Source organism: Elusimicrobiota bacterium, assembly GCA_041660185.1.
In the GTDB taxonomy this organism is placed as follows: domain Bacteria; phylum Elusimicrobiota; class Elusimicrobia; order 2-01-FULL-59-12; family 2-01-FULL-59-12; genus JBAZWU01.
This window is the reverse complement of sequence record JBAZWU010000001.1, coordinates 220,822-240,009: the sequence shown is the minus strand read 5'-3', so window position 1 is coordinate 240,009 and position 19,188 is coordinate 220,822. Positions and strand designations below refer to the sequence as shown.

Genomic DNA, 19,188 nt, shown 5'->3' with positions numbered 1-19,188 from the left:
GCGTATATGTTATCATGACTCAAAATTACCCCTGCCATGAACGCACCGCTTTCATCCGGATTGGGACTTCTGTTTCTCGTCGGAATCAACACCACGCTACAGGCCGCACCGCTTCAAATTATTCGATTGAAACCGGGAGAAAATTTCGTCACAACTGGCGTTCTGGATGAGCGGTCCGACACCGCTTTTTTTGCGACGGCGGAAAGCGATTTCCGTTATTCTCTGGAAACCTCTTCGGCAACGGTTTTGCAGATTCGCGTCTCAGACTTTTCCATCCGCAAGCGCATCGTTCTCGAGGCCGGGGAAACCCCCTTGCAAGCCGCCGTTCTGGACCCACACCGCCGGAGGATTTACTTCGGCACTTACGGCGACCCGAACCGTGAGGTCTCCGGACAAATCATCCAGATCGGTGTGGATCCTTTCGAAAAGAAAAAGACATACCTTTTGCCGAAAGGCGAGTTCGGCATCAGTTCAGGCGTTCTCAGCCCGCAGGGAGACACCGCCTATTTTGGGACACTCTTTGGCACCGTCGTCAGCATCGATTTGACGGGCATGACGCTGATCGGTGACTCGAAACTGGCGGATGAAACCAACGCCTTTCAATGCGCGGTGCGGGATCCGTCCGGGATGTTCGCGTATTTCGGCACGACCGCCGGCAATGTTATGAAAATCCGCCTGGCCGACATGTCGCCTCTCGAGAATATTACCGCGCTGCGTCAGGAACCCGGGTTTCGATGCGCGTTTTTCGATCCGGCTTCTCCTTATGTCTATTTCGGAACGCAGGGAAAACCCGCTAAAGTGATCCGTTTCTTGTTAACGGATTTCCGGCCCGAGGAAGCGTTTCTGCTCGCCACCGGGCAGAACGACCTGGTGGCAGGCTTCTGCCCCCGAGGGAAAGGAATCGCCTACCTGATTGCGGCAGGACCCCCGGCGCAGTTGATCCAGATCAAATTGAAACCGTTTAGTATTCTCTCCTCTCGTCCTCTCCCTGAAGAAATCGGCGACGTGCGTTGTGCGGTTTTTGATGGGCAACGACAGGCCGTTTATCTCGGAACCGGAAGAGATCCCGGCCAGATCGTCCGTATTCCGCTGGCCGGACTCTAAGACACTCCTCCTCTCCTTTTCCAAACAGACGCTCAAGGTATCGATTCGTTCATGCACTCACCTTAACACCAATTGAAATCCACATGAAATGACAACGGGATTTCGAAATACCTCGTTTTTCATTTAGTTTCTTTTAACAAACCTTTGAATTTCTTTACGGAACAAATAATATCTTGAAATAATTGATCATTTACTCAAAGCTCATTTCAGTTCTGACCTATTCACAACGAAAGGATCTCCAGCATGTTGCGATTTGGCTTAACTCTACTGTTTCCATCCAGCCTCACCGTTATTCTTCGCACCCAACAGATTCCTTTTTTTGACGGTCCTACGGTCCGGATGTTTTGCCTTTTCGGCTTGGCGCTTTCATTTTTGTGTTTTGTGGGCGAGTATGGCCTGATGGCCTGGACTGACTATCAGAGAGATCACGCGCATCGGCTTTCCCGGCCTCGTTTGGCTGTGTTCCACTTCGTAGCCGAAAGTTTTCGAAATGCTAAGATTTGATGCATGGGCGTTCGTCTCAATGGTTTAACGTTTTTCTACGCTACTCAAGGTCATCCCTCGGCTGTCCCGCTGATTTTCCTTCACGGATTTCCTTTTAACCACACGATGTGGCAACCGCAATTTGATTTTCTCAAAAAGGATTGCCGCGTCATCGCCTACGACCAACGCGGGCACGGCCAAAGCGAAACCGGCAACGGGCCGTTCACGCTCGAATTTCTGGTGGATGATTTCTTCGCGTTATTGGACGTTTTGACGATCCCCAAAGCGATTGTCTGCGGCCTTTCCATGGGCGGCTATGTTGCCCTCAGAGCCATCGAGCGAGACCCCAGCCGTTTTCAAGCCCTTGTCCTCTGCGATACGCGCAGCGAAGCCGATTCCAACGAAGCCAAAATCAAGCGTGCTTCCCAGATCAAGACGATTCAGAAAGACGGAGTCTCTGTTTTTGCGGAAGAGTTTCTTAAAGGACTTTTTGCGCCAGAAAGCTTTCGCGCGCGGCCGGAGGTTATCGATAACGTCCGCCAAATGATCCGGAAAAATTCACCTCTTGGAATTTGCGGCACCCTTCTGGCACTCGCTTCGCGGACGGATACCACCCCGTCACTGGCCGCCATCCAGGTCCCCACTTTGATTTTAGTGGGTGAGAAAGACGGAATGACACCCCCTTCCGCGGCCGGCGCCATGCAACAACAGATTCGAGGATCAAAAATGCATATGATCCCGGGTGCCGGACACATGAGCAACCTCGAAAACCCGGCAGACTTTAACCGCCACGTAAGCGAGTTTGTCCTGTCTCTCCGATGACGTCCTCCCGCACGCCGTCACGCTTTCTCAAAATCAAGGTCCGCGCGGGAAGTAAACGAAACCAGATTCAGGCGACCGGACCGGATTCCTTTCTGATTGAAGTCAAAGCCCCGGCCAGCGACGGCCGGGCGAACACCGCTGCGTTAAACCTCCTGAGCCAGACCCTGACCCTCCCAACGGGAAAATTGTGGATTGTGAAGGGAGCTCATTCGCCAGCCAAAATCGTGGCTGTGCTATAATTTTCCAACAGTCGTCATCCGCCAGACGTCTGGCGGATCCATCATTGACGCATTGATCCCCCGCCAGAACCTGCGGGGGATGACGGAGAAAAATGAAAATCACTCTCAACGGGGAAACCAAAGAGCTGAGCGGGCCAATGACCGTCCAACAGCTTTTGGACTCCTTGCAGATCCAGACCGGACGCGTAGCCTGTGAGGTCAATTTAAAAATCGTTAAACGCGCTTTTTATGCGGGGACCCCGCTGAAAGAAGGGGATACCGTCGAAGTTATTCAGGCCATCGGGGGAGGCTAAGAGTTATGCAAGATTTACCGCTTGTCATTGCCGGGAAAACATATACATCCCGCCTTATTTTAGGAACAGGAAAGTACAAAACATTTGAGTTGATGCGCCAAGCGCTGGAAGCGGCTGAACCCGCCATGGTGACCGTGGCGATCCGCCGGGTGGATCTGAACGATCGATCGTCCCAATCGTTCTGGAGCTACCTCCCCAAAGGCCTGCCGATCCTGCCGAACACCGCCGGATGCTATACAGCGGACGACGCCATCCGGACCGCGCATCTGGCGAGGGAAATGCTTGAAACTGATTTGATAAAGCTTGAAGTGATCGGCGACCCTAAAAGCCTTTTTCCGGACGTTGAAGCCACGCTGCAGGCCACAAAAATTCTGGTTAAAGAAGGCTTCACGGTTCTCCCCTACACGAGTGATGATCCCATCATCGCCCGGCGTCTTGAAGAAGCCGGAGCGGCCACGATCATGCCTTTGGCCGCCCCGATTGGAAGCGGGCAGGGGATATTGAACCCTCTGCCGGTACGGCTGATTCTCGAACAATCCAAAGTACCTGTGATTGTGGATGCCGGCGTGGGAACGGCTTCAGACGCGGCGGTGGCGATGGAACTGGGAGCGGCGGCAGTTCTGATGAATACCGCTGTGGCGGAGGCGCAAGATCCGGTTCAAATGGCCCGCGCCATGAAACTGGGGGTTGAAGCCGGCCGTCTGGCGTATCTCTCCGGCCGAATGCCTAAGAAGCAACTCGCATCGCCGTCTAGCCCGGTGGCCGGGACGGTGACGCCCGTTTCACGATAAGCAAATGATTTAAGCGGCGGAAAGTTGTCGAGGACCGACTTTGCTGACTTTGCGGGAACGCAGGCAACGCGAGCAGACTTTCACCCGCTGAGGACGCCCGTTCAGCAGAACTTTGACCTTATGAACATTCGGCAGGAAACGCCGGTTGGACGTTTTATGAGAATGACTGATCGATTTTCCAGCCACAGGTCCTTTGCCACAAACGACACAGCGTAACGCCATAAATGACTCCTTCACGAAATTTGAGCCCCGTTATTTTGGCAGATTCCGTCGGACAAAGCAAGAGCCGCCCGCTTCAATACCTGAAGGGCGTCGGCCCGGTCCGCGCGCAGGTCCTGGCGGAACGAGGCATTGTGGAAAAGGAGGACTTGATCACCACCTTTCCACGCGCCTGGGAGGACCGGCGATTTCTCCATACCATCCGGCATGCCCCGATGGGGGAGAAAATCGCCCTTCGCGCTCAAGTGCAACGGGCGGATTTCTCCACCACCCGCAAAAATCTCGGGGTGGCCATCGCCACCCTGGACGATGCAACGGGGACCCTCCAGGCGGTCTGGTTTAAAAAATTAAATCCACGGTATGACGTTTTTTCGTCCCTGCAGAAAGCCTTGCAACCCGGACGTTGGGTGGCGGTCTTCGGCCTTCTGGAATGGGGGCTTGCCGGACGGCAAATCCGGGTTGAAGAGATGTCTGTATGCACCGGTTTGAAAGGAACTCTCGAGGGAGAGGAGGCCTTCCACTTTGACCGGATCGTTCCTCTTTATACCGCTCCGGAAGGAATCAGCGAACGCCTGCTGCGAACCCTCATCGGCCGCGTTCTATCCAACCTCGCCTATCCGGTCATCGATCTGGTCCCTGAATGGCTCCGGCGAAAAAATGCTGGGATCAAAAAAACTTGGGCTCTCCAGAAGATCCATTTTCCCGCTTCTCTCGTTGAAAAAGAAAAGGCCCGGCAGGCGCTGGCCTTTGAAGAGTTCTTTGTTCTTGAAACCGCTCTCGGCCTTTTACGAACGGCGATCAAAAAAGACCCTAAACCCCATCGGTACGAACTGCAACGAAAAATCCTGACCCCTTTTCGCGAAAATCTTGGCTTTGACTTCACCCAGGCTCAAAAACGCGTGATTCGGGACGTCTTCGATGACATGATGTCGCCTTTCCCGATGAATCGCCTCCTGCAGGGAGATGTCGGAAGCGGCAAAACGCTGGTCGCGCTTTCCGCCATGCTTCTGGCGGTTGAAAACGGAGGGCAGGCCGTTCTCATGGCCCCGACAGAAATTCTGGCGGAGCAACACGCCTTGACCCTTTCTCGCTTCCTTCAAGGATTGCCGGTTCGCTCCTGCCTGATCACCGGCCGCCAAACACCAGCCCAACGCCGGGCCTGCCTGCAGGACATCGCAGCCGGACGGATGGATCTGGTCATCGGCACGCACGCCTTGATTGAAAAACCTGTTCAATTTTCACGACTCATGCTGGCTGTCATTGACGAGCAACATCGGTTCGGTGTCGAACATCGCAGCCTTTTGCGACAAAAAGGCACATCGCCGGATGTGCTGGTGATGACAGCGACTCCCATTCCGCGAACTTTAGCTTTGACGCTTTATGGAGATTTGGACGTTTCCATCCTGGATGAGTTGCCGCCGGGCCGGACACCCATCGATACGCTCCATGTGTCGGAACCGGAGGCCTATGCACGCATTCGCGAGGCGGTTTCCCGAAATCGCCAGGCCTATATTGTTTTCCCGTTGGTAACGGAATCAGACAAACTGGAGTTGAAAGCCGCTGTTCAAGAAGCCACGTCGCTACGCCAATCGGTCTTTCGAGATTTACGGGTTGGATTGCTGCATGGGCAAATGCCCAGCAAAGATAAGGACGCGATGATGCAGCGCTTTCGAAGGCAGGAGTTGGATATCCTGATCGCCACTTCCATTATCGAAGTGGGGATCGATATCCCCAACGCGACCGTAATGGCGATTCAGCATGCCGAGCGATTTGGGTTATCAACGCTCCATCAGCTCAGAGGCCGCGTCGGGCGGGGGACCAGCCGTTCCCAGTGCCTGCTCATCGCGGATCCGCGCACGGATGAGGCCCGGCGGCGGATTGAAATCATGACGGTGACGACCGATGGTTTCCGGCTGAGTGAAGAAGATCTCGCGCTTCGGGGGCCCGGAGAGGTGATGGGGGTGCAGCAACATGGGCTTCCCGTGTTCAAAGTGGGGCATCTGATCGACGATGCCCGGCTCATTCAGGAAGCGCGCGTAGCCGCGCAGGAAATGCTCAAACAGGACCCATCGCTTCGACGGGCCGACCATCAACCCATCCGGCAAGCCGTTCAGCGAGACTACGCCAGCCGGTGGCGCCTCGGATCCACCGGATGATATGATTGCTTTATGAAACGATTGGCCATCTATCCGGGCTCATTTGATCCAGTCACCAACGGGCACCTGGATATCATCGAACGCGGTCAGCATCTTTTCGACCACCTCATTGTGGCCGTGACCCGTAACCCGCACAAATCACCTTTCTTCAGCCTGGAAGAACGAATCACTTTCCTTCAAACCGCTTTACGGGGCAACCGCCGCGTGAAGATCGAAACCTTTTCAGGGCTCCTCATTCACTACGCGAAGCAGAGAGGGGCCTCAGCGATTATCCGCGGCCTGAGGGTGATCTCCGATTTTGAATATGAATTTCAAATGGCGCTCATGAATCGCCGTCAAAGTACGCGCTTCGAAACGGTTTTCCTGATGCCGGACGAGAAATACACCTATCTCTCTTCCAGCCTGGTTCGCGAAATTTCTCTGCTGGGGGGGAACGTCAAAGGGCTGGTTCCTTCTGTCGTCGAGAAGGCTCTGAAGCTGCGACTGCGCTAGCCCCGAACCAAATCCTTTCCTCCGCGAACAACCTCCTATTGACAAGCTTCTAAAGTCCTGTTAACAATCAGACCGTGATGATTGATTCATGGCATGAATTCCGTCAAAAGGCCTCGCGCTCTCCGCAACGTATTGTTCTGGCGGATGGCGAAGATCCGCGGGTGATTCAAGCCGCGGCCATTGCCAAAAATGAACGGATTGCGGAACCGGTTCTGATCGGAGACCCGATTCAGATGGACAGCGTCTGGTCCGCCCATGCCGATGGGTTCCCGCTCCAGGCGATTGACCCGAGCACGTATATCGACCGGAACGAAAACGAGTTACTGGATGACCTTTTAAGCTGCCCCCATTTCAAAGACCTGTCCCGCCGCGAAGCGCGCCGACGCCTGCAGGATCCACTCCTTCTTGGATGTCTCTATTTGAAGAGAGGGCAAGCCGACGGTTTTATCGGCGGGGCCACTCGGACAACCGCCGATACGCTGCGCGCTGTTTTCTCGGTCACGGGCCTGGCGGCGCGTGCCGGCATTCTATTTGGACTTTTCTTGATCGAGCGTCAAACCCATCGTTCGCCGAAATCGCTGGTCCTCTTGGCCGATGGCGCGGTAATCCCGGACCCCTCTTCTAAACAATTGGCGGACATCGGCATTCGTTCCGCCGAAGCTTACACGTTTTTTACCGGGCAGCAAGCCCGTGTCGCTTTTCTTTCGTTTTCCACGAGGGGAAGCGCTCAGCATGTCCTGATTGATAAAGTTCGTCGAGCGACGGAATTGGCCCGCGAGAAAGCACCCCATCTTTCGATTGACGGGGAATGGCAGGGAGATACCGCTTTAGACGTCTTTAGCGCCGGGATCAAGGGAGCAGGGGATTCTCCGATGGCCGGCCAAGCCAACGTTTTAATTGTTCCGGACTTGAATTGCGGCAATATTGCCTACAAACTGGTGCAACGACTGGGAGGATGCCGGGCGGTGGGTCCCGTCCTTTGGGGGACCGCACAACCGGCGAACGATCTTTCCCGTGGCTGTTCCGTGGAAGACGTGCTCGATATGATTGCGCTGACCAGTCTTCAAGCTCAAGCCGCGAAGACTCCAGGAGATTAACATGGCTACCGGCCCAACGAACGATTCCAGCCCCGCCCCGACGATTATCGACATGTCGGAACTCTTGCGCACGATGATCGAGAGAAATGCCTCGGACCTGCATATTACGGTCGGCTGCCCGCCCATGCTGCGGATTGATGGGATCGTTGTGCCGACCAATTTTCCAAAATTGACGGCCGAAATCTGCCAGCATCTAATTTATTCCCTGTTGACCGATACCCAGAAGCAACGATTCGAGTCCGTCAATGAACTGGACATTTCCTTTGGCATCAAGAATGTCGGCCGCATCCGGATGAACGTTTTCCGCCAGCGCGGCGCCATTGGCGCCGCGCTTCGTTCCATCCCGCAAAAAATCCAATCCCTCGACGAATTGGGGTTGCCGCCCATCAGTTACGACGTCCTGAAAATTCCGAAAGGACTGATCCTGGTCACGGGACCGACCGGTTCGGGAAAATCCACGACGCTGGCCTCCATGATCGACAACCTGAACCAAACCATCCAGGGACATATTGTGACCATCGAAGACCCGATCGAATTCGTTCATTATCACAAGAAATCAATCGTCAACCAGCGCGAAGTGGGGGGGGATACGACCTCTTTTGGACAGGCCTTGAAATATGTCCTGCGGCAAGATCCGGATATCATTTTGATCGGCGAAATGCGCGACACGGAAACTGTTCAGGCGGCCATCAACATCGCTGAAACAGGTCATTTGGTGTTCGCCACGTTGCACACGACCGATGCGGCGCAGTCAATTAACCGCATGATCGACGTTTTCCCGCCCCATCAGCAGGCGCAGGTCCGCACCCAGGTTTCTTTTGTTCTTCAGGCGGTTTTCAGCCAGCAACTTTTGCCCCACATCAACGGCGTCGGACGCGCGCTGGCGGTGGAGGTCTTGATCGTCACCCCGGCCATCCGGAATCTGATCCGCGAAGCCAAAACAGAACAGATCATTATTTCCATGCAAACCGGCGCCAAGCATGGGATGCAGACGATGAATATGTCCTTAAACGATCTTTATCTTCGCCATGTCATCAGTTTTCAGGAAGCTCTCGGAGCTTCCTGCGACCCGGACGATATCAAACGGCTGATGCAGCGAGGAAATGATTCGCGAACAGGCAATGGAGCTCATTAGATTTAGATTAGATTGAGAGGACCGTTTATGCCCCAGTTCCGCTATACCGCACGCACAACCGCCGGCAAAGTCGTTGAAGGGGTAATCGACGCGCAAGTCCAACGCGCCGCCATGGAGAAACTCCGCACCCAACGGATGACGGTGATGTCGGTGGCCGAAGTCAAACCCGCCGGGAGCCTGTTGAGTAAATTGTCTCTGTTCGAGGGGGGGGTCAAAAGCAAGGACCTGGTGATTTTCAGCCGGCAGCTGGCGACGCTGGTTTCAGCGGGCGTGCCGATTGTGCAAGGATTAAACATTTTGACGGAGCAGATCCAAAGCCCTGTTTTCAAACGGATTGCAACCACCGTACGGACTGATATCGAAAGCGGAATTGCCATCGCGGATGCGATGAGAAAGCATCCCAAAGCTTTTTCGGAACTCTACGTTTCCATGATACGGGCTGGAGAAACAGGAGGCGTACTGGACAGCATCCTGGAACGTCTTTCGTCCTATCTCGAAGCCGCGGAGGAACTCCGCGGGAAAGTGAAAGGCGCCATGGTGTACCCCCTGGTCGTGAGCGGCGTGGCGAGCGCGGTCACTCTGTTCCTGCTGGTGGCGGTCATCCCGACGTTCAAGACCGTCTTTGCCAGTTTTGGCGCTGGACTCCCCTTGCCTACACAAATATTGCTGACGGTCTCGGATTTCATCAGAAGCTATTTCTTGTTTTTACTAACCCTCCCGATCGGGGTCTTTGTCGGGATATCCAGATGGTATAAGACTGAAAAAGGCCGCCTGGTGATTGACAGTCTATTGATCCGCCTGCCGGTGATAGGCGATTTACTTAAGAAAGTCGCTGTTTCCAAGCTGTCGCGAACGCTGGGGACGCTGATCAAATCCGGTGTTCCGATTCTGCAGGCATTGGATACCGTAGCGAAAACATCGGGCAATCGAGTTGTTGAAAACGCCATTATGAAGTGCCGGGAATCGATCCGGGAAGGAGAAAAAATCGCCGATCCTCTGAAGGAATCCGGTATTTTCCCGGCGATGGTGATTCAAATGATTTCCGTTGGAGAAGAAACCGGGAACCTGGAAACCATGCTGGCCAAAATCGCTGATTTTTACGATCAGGAAGTGGATACCGCCGTTAAAGCGATGACGTCGCTGATCGAGCCGGTCATTATCTGCGTCATGGGAGTGGTCATCGGGGCCATTGTGATTTGCATGTTTTTGCCGATTTTCCAGATGAGTTCTCTCGTCGATAAGTAATAACGATACGGATTTTGCGTCTTTGGCGCCTTTGGTTACATCCGCGGGACGGTGTAAATTCCCATCGAACAATCATCGTTCAGCTTGACAGCCTCGCATGCGAGTGATAAACTTCCGACGAAGTAAACAAAAAGTAACATAAGGAGGTGAGAAGAATGAGTCACTTGAAATCCAAACGAGGGTTCACCCTGATCGAACTCATGATTGTCGTCGCTATCATTGGTATCCTGGCCGCCATCGCGATTCCGCAATTCGCGAACATGGTGTCCAAATCACAAGAAGGAGCCACGAAAGGGAACCTGGGATCCATCCGCTCCGCGTTATCTATTTATTACGGAGATAACGAAGGGGTCTATCCAGTAGCCGCAGCAAGCCTGGCTGTGCTGACAACGGCGCAGAAATACATGCAATCCATACCATCGGCAACCCTGCCGAGGACCACGAACAATGGTGCTGGACATGGGACCAGTGCGGCGGTTGTAAACACTCTCGGCGATGCCGGCGGGTGGTACTACAACAACGACAACTCCGCCACGTCAACGACCTACGGGAGTCTTGTGGTCAATTGTTCACACAATGACCTGAAAAGCAGCCCGTGGACGTCGTACTAACAAACATTCAAGAACAGGTCTTACAAAAAGCGATCCCCGAAATCGGGGATCGCTTTTTGCTTTATCCTTAAATGCGTTATCTCATCTCCTTTTTGTTTGGACTCGCCTTTGGAAGCTTTGCCAATGTCTGTATCCTCCGACTCCCAAAATGCGAATCGTTAGGCTTTCCGCGATCCCGCTGTCCTCAATGCAGTCACCCCCTCCGCTGGATCGACAACATTCCCTTGCTTAGCTTTTTATTTCTCCGGGGACGATGCCACTTCTGTCATCAACCGATTTTGTGGCAGTATCCGTTGGTCGAAACAACCATGGCTTTCCTATTTATGTTCAATGCCCTGTGGTTTGGATCTCCAGGACGCGTTTTGATTTCCGACCTGCTCTCGTTTTATTTACTCACTCTCTCCATAATTGACTATCGTCATCGCATCATTCCGGATGAACTCTCTCTCTCCTTAGTGATTTGGGGGTTGGTCTTTTCCTATAAGAACCCCTTCCTCCCGGGAGGTTGGCCGGGGGTGATCGAAAGTCTTCTGGCTGGAACGACGGGTTTTCTGGGAATGCTCCTGCTGGCCTGGTTAGGAGAAAAACTATTTAAAAAAGAGGCTCTAGGCGGAGGAGACATTAAGCTGATGGCCGCCTTTGGCGCTCTGTTAGGTTGGTCCGGGTTATTCGGTTCTCTCTTTTTTGGATCACTCCTCGGCGGGCTTCTCGGAGGCGGTCTCATGCTCTTCGGCAGAAAGAAAAGAGGGGACGTTTTACCCTTCGGCCCCTTTTTAAGCTTCGGCGCGTACCTGGCTTGTCTCTTCCCGAATGAGTGGATCCGGGTGATTTCCCCTTGACAACTTCTAACACTCCTGTTAGATTAGCTCTGATTTGTAAACAACGTGAGATTTGATATGTCTTTACACAATTTCGAATGTTGAACTTCTTCAAACGGAAACAAGACCTTCTAGGTGTTGACATTGGCACCTTTGCGATTAAGCTGGTTTGCCTGAAAAAACAAGGGGGGCAATGGAGCTTGATGCACTGGGGGGTTATTCCTTATGGAGACGATTTGCCGTTGGATACCCCGCTGATTGACCGCAAAGGTCAAGCCATTATGGCTCTTCAGAATTACCTGCGGACAACAGCCCTTCCCTCCCAGAAATCCGTCACCTCCGTGTCCGGAAATTCGGTCATCGTCCGATACGTCAAGATGAATAAGATGCCGGCGGCTGAATTAGCTAAATCCATCAAATTTGAGGCGGAACCTTACATCCCGTTTAATATTGAAGACGTGAACATCAGTTTTGATATCTTGGGGGACTTGGTGGAAGAGGGGCAATCCCAGATGGAAACCCTTCTGGTGGCCGCCAAAAAAGACTCGGTGGAGTTGCGGGTGGATGTCCTGAAGGAAGCCGGCCTTCAGCCGGTGATTGTGGATGTAGATGCCTTTGCGCTTGAGAATGCCTACGAACAGGTTTTCCCGGGTTCGCAATCGGAGACGGTCCTCTTTTTGAATATCGGCGCCAGCTTTACCAATATGTCCATCGTTGAAAAAGGGGTCAGCCGGGTCGTCCGGGATGTTTTTATCGCCGGAAATACGTTCACCAAAGCTATCCAACGGCAGTTCCAATGTGACGTCAAAACAGCCGAACAAAAGAAACTGACCTACGGCCTGGTCGAAAACGCTTCTGATCCGGAAGCGCAACAAACCACGGAAGCGCTTTTGCCCGTTGCCCGAGATCTGATCACCGAGGTGCAACGATCCATCGATTTTTATCTGTCCCAAGGGACGGATCGCTTGGTGAATAAGATTTTTCTTTGCGGGGGAAGCGCCAATTTAAAAATGTTGGACACCCTTCTGGCGAATGAACTGAAAATTCAGGTTGAAATCTTTAATCCTCTTCCGCTGTTACAAAATCCGCCGACCGACCTGACGGAAGAACAACAGGCTCAACTGCCGCAACTGGCGGTGGCACTGGGTCTGGCCACCCGTCGCGTAAAGGACGGCGTCGCATGATCCACATCAATTTACTTCCATCGGAATTGGAAACCAATGCCACACCCGTTAATCCCGCCATTCCCATTGTCGCTCCGGCTGTTTTGATTTTAGTCATTTTTCTCATTCCCCTCTGGATCAAACAGAAAGGGACGCACAAACACCTCCAAATAGACTCGGCGGCCTTAAAGAGCGAGCTGGAGCGTTACCAGCCGATTATCAACCAAGTCGAGGCTCTGGAAGCTCAGAAACTACAGCTCGGAAACCGGAAAAATATTATTCAACAGCTGGAAAGTGAGAGGCTTCGCTACCCGCAGTTTATGGATGATTTCGTCAAACTGCTCCCGGGGAATCTCTGGCTGACCAACTTAACGACCGTGAGCCAGCCCGGCAGCAACAATCTTCAGGTCGGCATGGATCTCATCGCGCTCGACAACTATGCCATCGCCGATCTGATTTCAAACCTTGAAACATCACAAATTTTCTCTGACATTGATATGGGGACGCTTAACGCGACCCAGCAGGCGGAAGGGGGACAAACGATCTCCTTCCATATTAATACGATGTATAAACGAATGAACCCGGTGCCCGATGCCACTAAAAAATCGTAACATCACGCTTCTTCTGTGTTCCCTGGCGCTGATTGGCGCCAGCGTATGGGGATACTGGAAATTTGTTTTCCAGCCTCTACAAAACTCGATTTCCTTCGAGAAAAGAAACGTGGCGGAGTTGAACTCAAAACTGAGCCTCGCTCGCGCCCGGGCCGGACAGCTGAATAAAATCCAGACCGAAATGCAGAGCCTTCAGGTGGATGTGGCTGAACTGGAACGCCAGCTGCCGAAGAGCGTGGAATTACCAAGCTTGATCCGCGTGTTCACCCACCGCGTCGAGTCCTACGGCTTAACGTTGGCGTCATTTGCCCCGCAAAAATCCGCTCCCAAAGGCCTCTATGATGAAGTGCCTTATCAGGTGTCCTTGTCCGCCTCCTTCCATACCATCGGAAATTTCTTTACCGCCATGGGCAAGGGCGAACGCTTGTTTGCCGCGAGAAATCTGGCCCTGCAGGGCACCAATTCCAAGACGGACGCGTCGAAGACCGTGACGGCCACCTTTACGCTCATTGCGTTTAAATACCATGAATAATCGACCTTTACTCTTGGCCTTTCTGATTTTATCCGTATCCGGCAGCGGTTGGACGGTCGGCGTCTCTGCCCCGAAGACCGTAACCCCGCGTCCATCGGCTCCCAAACCGTTCTATCTGAATTACCAATTCTATGGGGACCGCTATCGAGACCCCTTTATTCCCTTAACCGGGGATTCCCGGAATGACCAGATCATAGACCGGCCGCCGCAAATCGCCTCGCTGGTTCTTCGGGGGATCGTGCAGGATTCCCGGGGCCGAATGGCGCTCCTGAGCAGCGGCGCCAGCAGTTACATTTTGCGGGGTGGACGCTTATATAATTCGCGCAACCGCCCGATCAAAAATATTTCAGGCGTCATCAAGACGGACAGTGTCGTCATCACCGGCGCGGACCGTGCGGTTCGTGAAATTCGGGCGAAAGCGACTATTAATTGAAAATGACGGGTGTTTGGAGGATCGTATGATTGAGCTTAAAGGACAACCTATTTTAGCGACGCTACTGTCGATCTGCCTCTCCGGCCAACCGCTTCTGGCTGCGGTGGACTCCGAGATGCGCGACGCGGATCTGTCCGCCGGCACCTCCGAGGTTCAAACGACGCCCTCTTCAGAAAGCGAGGAAGCCCCCCGCGCCCAAACCACCCGGGTCGGCGATCTGGTTCTACCTAAAACCCCCATGACGATGGATTTTCAGGATGCCGATGTCCGGGATGTGCTCCATCTGCTGGCCGTTAAATCCGGGCTGAATATCATTTATGGATCGGACGTCTTGGGTCCTGTCTCGGTTCATCTGGATCGGGTTCCGTTTGATCAGGCCTTCCACACGATTCTGACCCTCAAAGCGCTGGTGGCCTTGCCCATGGGGCCCAAGGTGATCCGCGTGGTGACCTCAACAGCCCTGACGACGGAACAATCGCAGGCAACGACCTTTACCCGCGTTTTCCGCCTGAATTATGCCACCGCCGAAGAAGTGAAAAAACCCATTGATGCCATCCGCAGTTCCGCCGGCCGCAAGGGGGTTTCCACCGTTGATAAAGCGACGAATTCCATCATTATTACCGATACCCAGGAAGGCCTGAAGGAAGTCGAAGACCTGATTCCCATACTGGATAAGAAGCCGCAGCAGGTGGATATTGAATCCAAGATCGTTGAAGTGACGCTCGACGACGAAACCCAGACCGGCATCAGCTGGCAATATGCTGTTCAAAATAAGGGCGGTGACTCCTCAATCGGTTCATCGAACACGAGTGAAACGACAATAGTTCCCGGGAGTGGCGGTTATTTACCCGTAGCTCCGTTCACTACATATACGGACAATCAAGCAACGGCAGGGACAGGCGTTAATCTGCCAGGTTCGTCCATGAGTTCAGTAGCGTTATCGCTCTTGACCCAGAAGGGCGCCTATTTACTCGGCGCTCAACTCACCGCTCTGGCCAACAAAGGGCGCGTGAAGATTCTGTCCACCCCGCATATTGTGACGATCAACAACGAAGAGGCTAAAATTGAAGTCGCTTCTCAGTATCCTTATTATGTCTCCACCCTCTCCGGCAGCGGAGCGTCTCAGCAGAGCGTCCAGTTTATTACCGCTGGCGTGAAGTTGAACGTTAAACCCACGGTGAACGCGGATCGCCGCATCACCCTGAAGGTGCGACCGGAGGTCAGTGACGCCAGCGTGACCGCCACCGGAGCCCCGCCCCAGGTGAATACGCGAAACGCGGACACCACGGTGATTCTGAAAGATGGAGAAACCATCGCCATCGGCGGACTCATTAAAGAAAACACCACCAAAACCGTATCCGGTATCCCGTTCCTGATGAATATCCCGATCCTCGGCTACCTTTTCAAAACCACCGACGACCGGAAACAACGCACGGAGCTGATTGTTTTCCTGACCCCAAAAATTACTGCTGAATGACGTTAACTCCATCTTTGAAGACGCAGACGGATGCTTTATCCTTGATCCGTCTGCGTTTTGATTTTTGGGTCCTGTTGGGAGTTGTTGCCCTCGCACCTTTCTGCGCCGCGGCCGTGGATCTATGGGCTCAAACGCTTATTCACGTCACGCTGATTGGCCTGGCCTGCCGATGGGTCCTCAACAACGTTGCTCTTTCGAAAGAAGCGATGATCTACTCCAGACTCTGGGCCTGTCTCCTCGTCACATTAGGTATTTCCACCTTCTTCTCCGGTTGTCCTGTCCGTAGCCAGCAGGAATTTTGGTTATGGGTGGATTATGCGCTTATTTTTTTCTTAACGGGCCGGCTTTCCTCTGATGAACAAAAGAAGTTTATCACCGCTCTTTTCTGGACCTGGAGTCTGCTCTGTCTCTGGGCGCTCGGCCAGTTCTTCTTCCGTCATGCCGCCCTTCAGGCGAGTCTCCTTAATCCCAATCTGCTGGCCGGGTATCTGCTGATCCCATTTTTTGCTGGTCTTGAACGATTGAATGACTCCCGTTCCCGTCTCTGGCCGGTCTTGTTTCTGATTCTGACAGGTGGGACTCTGATTCGGACCGGTTCAATAGGCGCTTTTCTGGGTTTTGCCGCAGGATTGCTGTATTTGTCCGGCCGCGAACAGAAAGGCCGGAGACAGAACCGTTCTTGGTTTCTAATGGCCGTGTTGATTTTACTGGGGGGAGTTCTCTGGAAGTTTTCCGCGGGAGGCGACCCGCATCGCTGGCTCTGGTGGCAAGCCACGCTCCAAATGGCCGCGGTCCATCCCTTCCGGGGTCTGGGTCCAGGATCCTTTGAGATGGCCATCCCGCATTTAAAAGACCTTTCCCTCTATTCGTTGTATGCTCACAGCACGCTGCTCCAATGGCTGGCTGAAAATGGCCTCCTGTTCTTATCCAGCCTGGCGGCTCTCTGGATTTATGCCCTTCGCGGGTCCCACCGCCCCTTCCTGGCGGCCGGGGTCATCGCCGTGATAGTGCACAACACGATCGACTACAGCCTGCTGATCCCGGCTCATGCTTTCCTCTTCTGGAGCTTGCTGTCCTTATGCAGCGGCCCCTGGGCCGCGGTCACATCTCATCGCCATCTTCCTTATATTATCCGGGCGACCGGACTGACGATCGGTTGCGCCGGTGCCTGGCTGGCCCTTTCGTATTTTCAGGCGGATCGTTGGCAAGCCAAAGCGGAAGCCGCTTTTCGAACAGGGGATTATGCGCAGGCCGGCCGCTGGTCGGAAGAGGCCACCCGCCTCTCTCCAGGAGCAGCTGCTCCTTATGAATTGCGATCGCGCCTGGCGCTGGAAGAAGCACGCACGACAAGCCATTCCGGTCCTCTCCTAGAAGCCCTGGCCGGCCAGTTATCCGCTCTGGAGCGGGAACCTGTTCGAACCTCCTATTGGCGAAACACCCTTCAACTCTACACCATCGCTGGGATGCCTCAGGCAGCCGGGCTCCTTCGGCAGGAACTTCTATCGGCCGCTCCCTATTTAAAGAATGATAAACGCTTCTAAACTGACGGAACGATACGGCCTCTCCTTCCTTCTGGTCCTTGGGTTTTGCCTTCAAGGAGCCAAAACACCGCTGTCCTTTTGTGTCTGGGCAACACCGCTCCTCCTCTTGATCGTTCCTTTGATGACAACCAATAACGTAGTCAACAAGTCATCCCCTGCGGATCTGCGCATAGAATTTCTTCTGCTTTTTTTGATTCTTTTATCCTTCTTCGGATCCCGTGATATAAGCGCCAGCCTCTTCTGGACAACCCAAGCATTGGTTTATTGGGTTCTGTGGATCACCCTGAAAATGCATCCAAAGCTTCTGAAGCAAGACGACCTTTTTTGGCATGTCTGCTCTCTATTGGTAGCCCTGAGCGCGCTGAAGACGCTGTGGGAGTGGCATCAAGGACTATGGAGTTTCAGCTCTGGTTTTTTACCCATCAACCGGATTTTTAATGCCCTATGGATGACCGCTCTTTCGTTCGGTCTTTTAGCTCGATGGCAGCGCCCAGGGACCGACAAAAAGCGATGGTCAAACCGCCTTGAACTTCTTTTGGCGATCGGACTCCTTTTCATTGTTGTCCAAGGCCCTTCTCGAAGCGCCTTTTTGGCTTCCATCGCAGGCGTGATGTATCTGGGACGTCCCTGGTTAACAGCGCGTCGCGTTTTGATCGGATGCGTCGCAGGGGTCGTGATCGCTTTGGGGATTCCTCCGATACAAACCGTGATCGCTCGCCATTTGCGAACCAATGAGGTCCAGGGCCGGATACCGATCTGGGGGATCGCCATTAAAGCCATTGCAGACAACCCTCTCATGGGTTATGGAGCGGGCAATTTCGAGATGGCTTATCAACGCTATGCCTTCCCGATCGAAACGGACCCGATCCGCTTTGGCCGCACCACCCAATTTGCGCACAATGAATATCTCCAGCTGGCCAGCGAATATGGGCTGGGCACCGCGGTCTTGTTTTTGACCGCACTCGCCGGGCTGTTCTGGAAATACGGGGGGAAGAGAGGCACCCATCACCCGGAAGCGTATGTCGCTCTGCTGGTGATGGCGATGGGCAGCTTAACCAATATCGTCTGGCATATGCCGTTTCTTGTTTTTTTATCGCTGGTTTGGGCGGCTACCCTTTATCATGATTCTCAAAAAAGGATCAGCACGACCCCCACCCCCGTTGCCGGACTCTGTCTGGTGTCCGTCTGTCTCTGGGGACTCCTCGGGAGTCTGGCTTTACGAGACCACTGGGCCCAAAATCAACGGTGGGACCGGCTGGCCCGGTGGGAACCCTGGGACGCCGAAGCGTGGCATCAGTTGAGCCTGCAACAACAGGATGCCGGATCCGCTGTTGCGTTTCACAAAAAATCAGTGCGTCTGTCGCCTTGGCAATTGTATTACCGGGAGTCGTTTGGCCGCGCGCTGGAAGCCACTCAGCGATTGGACGATTTACCTCAAGCCCTTTCCCAATATCACACAGCGCTTCAATTGGCCCCCGGTCGAGCGACCAACGCGCTGGCTCTGGGCCGCATTCATTTCCGAATGGGTGATCCATCGGCCGCGCTGTCGTGGTTTGAAAGAGCCCGCCAGTTCGAGCCGCGCTATTGGGAGACGGACCTTTGGATGGCCCGTTGCTATCGCGCCCTGGGGCAGAAACGGCACGCCATTAAGCTCCTGGAAAATCTACAAGCTCGATACAACCGGGAGGGATTCTCCCCGTCGGCGGATTTCTCCGATTACGACCGGGCGATTCTTTCCTATGACCCTTCCGTCGTCGCCAAACAACTGGCGCAGTGGCGATTCTAAGTTCGAAATGTTGTTCATATTCTGAATGTCCGACTTCATCCTGAATGGCACGCTCAGCTTAATGGCAAAGATGCTGCCTGCCTTTCTTTTAGGTTCATTAATATATGAACATAGTAAGTCGAATAATACTCGACATACTA

General features: G+C 53.6%; 20 protein-coding genes. 19 read left to right on the top strand and 1 reads right to left on the bottom strand.

Annotation, left to right across the window (positions count from 1 at the left end):
• The first annotated feature begins 36 nt into the window (after positions 1-36).
• The 5 genes from WC859_01190 to WC859_01170 all read left to right on the top strand — a co-directional run bounded on the left by WC859_01190 (position 37) and on the right by WC859_01170 (position 3,732).
• The gene (locus tag WC859_01190) at positions 37-1,104 is read left to right on the top strand and encodes a hypothetical protein (GenBank protein MFA5974765.1); all 1,068 of its coding nucleotides are present in this window, start codon (positions 37-39) and stop codon (positions 1,102-1,104) included.
• Between the two features lie 507 nt (positions 1,105-1,611).
• Complete coding sequence (locus WC859_01185; GenBank protein MFA5974764.1) at positions 1,612-2,409, top strand: alpha/beta fold hydrolase; 798 nt, start codon at positions 1,612-1,614, stop codon at positions 2,407-2,409.
• A complete protein-coding gene (locus WC859_01180) occupies positions 2,406-2,648 on the top strand; it encodes a DUF167 domain-containing protein (GenBank protein ID MFA5974763.1) in 243 nt (80 codons plus the stop codon). The genes WC859_01185 and WC859_01180 overlap by 4 nt, the downstream gene beginning before the upstream one ends.
• A 92-nt stretch (positions 2,649-2,740) precedes the next feature.
• The gene (thiS, locus tag WC859_01175; GenBank protein ID MFA5974762.1) at positions 2,741-2,941 is read left to right on the top strand and encodes a sulfur carrier protein ThiS; all 201 of its coding nucleotides are present in this window, start codon (positions 2,741-2,743) and stop codon (positions 2,939-2,941) included.
• Positions 2,942-2,946: 5 nt separating this feature from the next.
• Entirely contained in the window at positions 2,947-3,732 is a 786-nt protein-coding gene (locus WC859_01170) for a thiazole synthase (GenBank protein MFA5974761.1), read from the top strand.
• A 9-nt stretch (positions 3,733-3,741) separates the two neighbouring features.
• On the opposite strand, the gene rpmB is transcribed toward WC859_01170, so the two are convergent.
• Positions 3,742-3,954 carry a 50S ribosomal protein L28 gene (gene rpmB, locus WC859_01165; GenBank protein ID MFA5974760.1) on the bottom strand — a complete coding sequence of 71 codons (213 nt, stop codon included), beginning with the start codon at positions 3,952-3,954 and terminating at the stop codon, positions 3,742-3,744.
• A 20-nt stretch (positions 3,955-3,974) separates the two neighbouring features.
• On the opposite strand from rpmB, the gene recG reads away from it, so the two are divergent.
• The 14 genes from recG to WC859_01095 all read left to right on the top strand — a co-directional run bounded on the left by recG (position 3,975) and on the right by WC859_01095 (position 19,048).
• Complete coding sequence (gene recG / locus WC859_01160) at positions 3,975-6,107, top strand: ATP-dependent DNA helicase RecG (GenBank protein ID MFA5974759.1); 2,133 nt, start codon at positions 3,975-3,977, stop codon at positions 6,105-6,107.
• Between the two features lie 12 nt (positions 6,108-6,119).
• Complete coding sequence (gene coaD, locus WC859_01155) at positions 6,120-6,599, top strand: pantetheine-phosphate adenylyltransferase (protein ID MFA5974758.1); 480 nt, start codon at positions 6,120-6,122, stop codon at positions 6,597-6,599.
• A gap of 77 nt (positions 6,600-6,676) precedes the next feature.
• On the top strand, positions 6,677-7,696 hold the full coding sequence (locus WC859_01150; GenBank protein ID MFA5974757.1) for a phosphate acyltransferase: 1,020 nt from the start codon (positions 6,677-6,679) through the stop codon (positions 7,694-7,696).
• Between the two features lie 43 nt (positions 7,697-7,739).
• Positions 7,740-8,831, top strand: coding sequence for a type IV pilus twitching motility protein PilT (locus WC859_01145; GenBank protein ID MFA5974756.1), 1,092 nt, complete (start codon positions 7,740-7,742; stop codon positions 8,829-8,831).
• Between the two features lie 27 nt (positions 8,832-8,858).
• Positions 8,859-10,076 (top strand): type II secretion system F family protein, encoded by a 1,218-nt coding sequence (locus WC859_01140; protein MFA5974755.1) that lies wholly within the window; start codon positions 8,859-8,861, stop codon positions 10,074-10,076.
• A 155-nt stretch (positions 10,077-10,231) separates the two neighbouring features.
• Positions 10,232-10,687, top strand: a complete 456-nt coding sequence (locus WC859_01135; protein ID MFA5974754.1) for a prepilin-type N-terminal cleavage/methylation domain-containing protein — start codon at positions 10,232-10,234, stop codon at positions 10,685-10,687.
• A gap of 71 nt (positions 10,688-10,758) precedes the next feature.
• Positions 10,759-11,526 (top strand): prepilin peptidase, encoded by a 768-nt coding sequence (locus tag WC859_01130; protein MFA5974753.1) that lies wholly within the window; start codon positions 10,759-10,761, stop codon positions 11,524-11,526.
• Positions 11,527-11,603: 77 nt separating this feature from the next.
• Positions 11,604-12,689, top strand: coding sequence for a type IV pilus assembly protein PilM (gene pilM / locus WC859_01125; protein MFA5974752.1), 1,086 nt, complete (start codon positions 11,604-11,606; stop codon positions 12,687-12,689).
• Entirely contained in the window at positions 12,686-13,279 is a 594-nt protein-coding gene (locus WC859_01120) for a PilN domain-containing protein (GenBank protein MFA5974751.1), read from the top strand. The genes pilM and WC859_01120 overlap by 4 nt, the downstream gene beginning before the upstream one ends.
• Positions 13,260-13,811 (top strand): type 4a pilus biogenesis protein PilO, encoded by a 552-nt coding sequence (pilO, locus tag WC859_01115; protein ID MFA5974750.1) that lies wholly within the window; start codon positions 13,260-13,262, stop codon positions 13,809-13,811. Before WC859_01120 ends, pilO begins: the two co-directional genes overlap by 20 nt.
• Positions 13,804-14,244, top strand: a complete 441-nt coding sequence (locus tag WC859_01110; GenBank protein MFA5974749.1) for a hypothetical protein — start codon at positions 13,804-13,806, stop codon at positions 14,242-14,244. The genes pilO and WC859_01110 overlap by 8 nt, the downstream gene beginning before the upstream one ends.
• A gap of 25 nt (positions 14,245-14,269) precedes the next feature.
• Positions 14,270-15,721, top strand: coding sequence for a type IV pilus secretin PilQ (gene pilQ, locus WC859_01105; GenBank protein MFA5974748.1), 1,452 nt, complete (start codon positions 14,270-14,272; stop codon positions 15,719-15,721).
• Positions 15,718-17,262: an O-antigen ligase family protein gene (locus tag WC859_01100; protein MFA5974747.1), complete on the top strand. Its 1,545-nt coding sequence runs from the start codon at positions 15,718-15,720 to the stop codon at positions 17,260-17,262. The genes pilQ and WC859_01100 overlap by 4 nt, the downstream gene beginning before the upstream one ends.
• A complete protein-coding gene (locus WC859_01095; GenBank protein MFA5974746.1) occupies positions 17,246-19,048 on the top strand; it encodes an O-antigen ligase family protein in 1,803 nt (600 codons plus the stop codon). Before WC859_01100 ends, WC859_01095 begins: the two co-directional genes overlap by 17 nt.
• The last annotated feature ends 140 nt before the right edge of the window (positions 19,049-19,188 follow it).

What these genes read in the sequence shown, in the direction of transcription:
- WC859_01190 (MFA5974765.1), top strand. Translation starts at nt 37, where the DNA reads ATGAACGCACCGCTTTCATCCGGATTGGGACTTCTGTTTCTCGTCGGA.
- WC859_01185 (MFA5974764.1), top strand. Translation starts at nt 1,612, where the DNA reads ATGGGCGTTCGTCTCAATGGTTTAACGTTTTTCTACGCTACTCAAGGT.
- WC859_01180 (MFA5974763.1), top strand. Translation starts at nt 2,406, where the DNA reads ATGACGTCCTCCCGCACGCCGTCACGCTTTCTCAAAATCAAGGTCCGC.
- thiS (MFA5974762.1), top strand. Translation starts at nt 2,741, where the DNA reads ATGAAAATCACTCTCAACGGGGAAACCAAAGAGCTGAGCGGGCCAATG.
- WC859_01170 (MFA5974761.1), top strand. Translation starts at nt 2,947, where the DNA reads ATGCAAGATTTACCGCTTGTCATTGCCGGGAAAACATATACATCCCGC.
- rpmB (MFA5974760.1), bottom strand. Translation starts at nt 3,954, where the DNA reads ATGGCGTTACGCTGTGTCGTTTGTGGCAAAGGACCTGTGGCTGGAAAA.
- coaD (MFA5974758.1), top strand. Translation starts at nt 6,120, where the DNA reads ATGAAACGATTGGCCATCTATCCGGGCTCATTTGATCCAGTCACCAAC.
- WC859_01150 (MFA5974757.1), top strand. Translation starts at nt 6,677, where the DNA reads ATGATTGATTCATGGCATGAATTCCGTCAAAAGGCCTCGCGCTCTCCG.
- WC859_01140 (MFA5974755.1), top strand. Translation starts at nt 8,859, where the DNA reads ATGCCCCAGTTCCGCTATACCGCACGCACAACCGCCGGCAAAGTCGTT.
- WC859_01135 (MFA5974754.1), top strand. Translation starts at nt 10,232, where the DNA reads ATGAGTCACTTGAAATCCAAACGAGGGTTCACCCTGATCGAACTCATG.
- WC859_01130 (MFA5974753.1), top strand. Translation starts at nt 10,759, where the DNA reads ATGCGTTATCTCATCTCCTTTTTGTTTGGACTCGCCTTTGGAAGCTTT.
- pilM (MFA5974752.1), top strand. Translation starts at nt 11,604, where the DNA reads ATGTTGAACTTCTTCAAACGGAAACAAGACCTTCTAGGTGTTGACATT.
- WC859_01120 (MFA5974751.1), top strand. Translation starts at nt 12,686, where the DNA reads ATGATCCACATCAATTTACTTCCATCGGAATTGGAAACCAATGCCACA.
- pilO (MFA5974750.1), top strand. Translation starts at nt 13,260, where the DNA reads ATGCCACTAAAAAATCGTAACATCACGCTTCTTCTGTGTTCCCTGGCG.
- WC859_01110 (MFA5974749.1), top strand. Translation starts at nt 13,804, where the DNA reads ATGAATAATCGACCTTTACTCTTGGCCTTTCTGATTTTATCCGTATCC.
- pilQ (MFA5974748.1), top strand. Translation starts at nt 14,270, where the DNA reads ATGATTGAGCTTAAAGGACAACCTATTTTAGCGACGCTACTGTCGATC.
- WC859_01100 (MFA5974747.1), top strand. Translation starts at nt 15,718, where the DNA reads ATGACGTTAACTCCATCTTTGAAGACGCAGACGGATGCTTTATCCTTG.
- WC859_01095 (MFA5974746.1), top strand. Translation starts at nt 17,246, where the DNA reads ATGATAAACGCTTCTAAACTGACGGAACGATACGGCCTCTCCTTCCTT.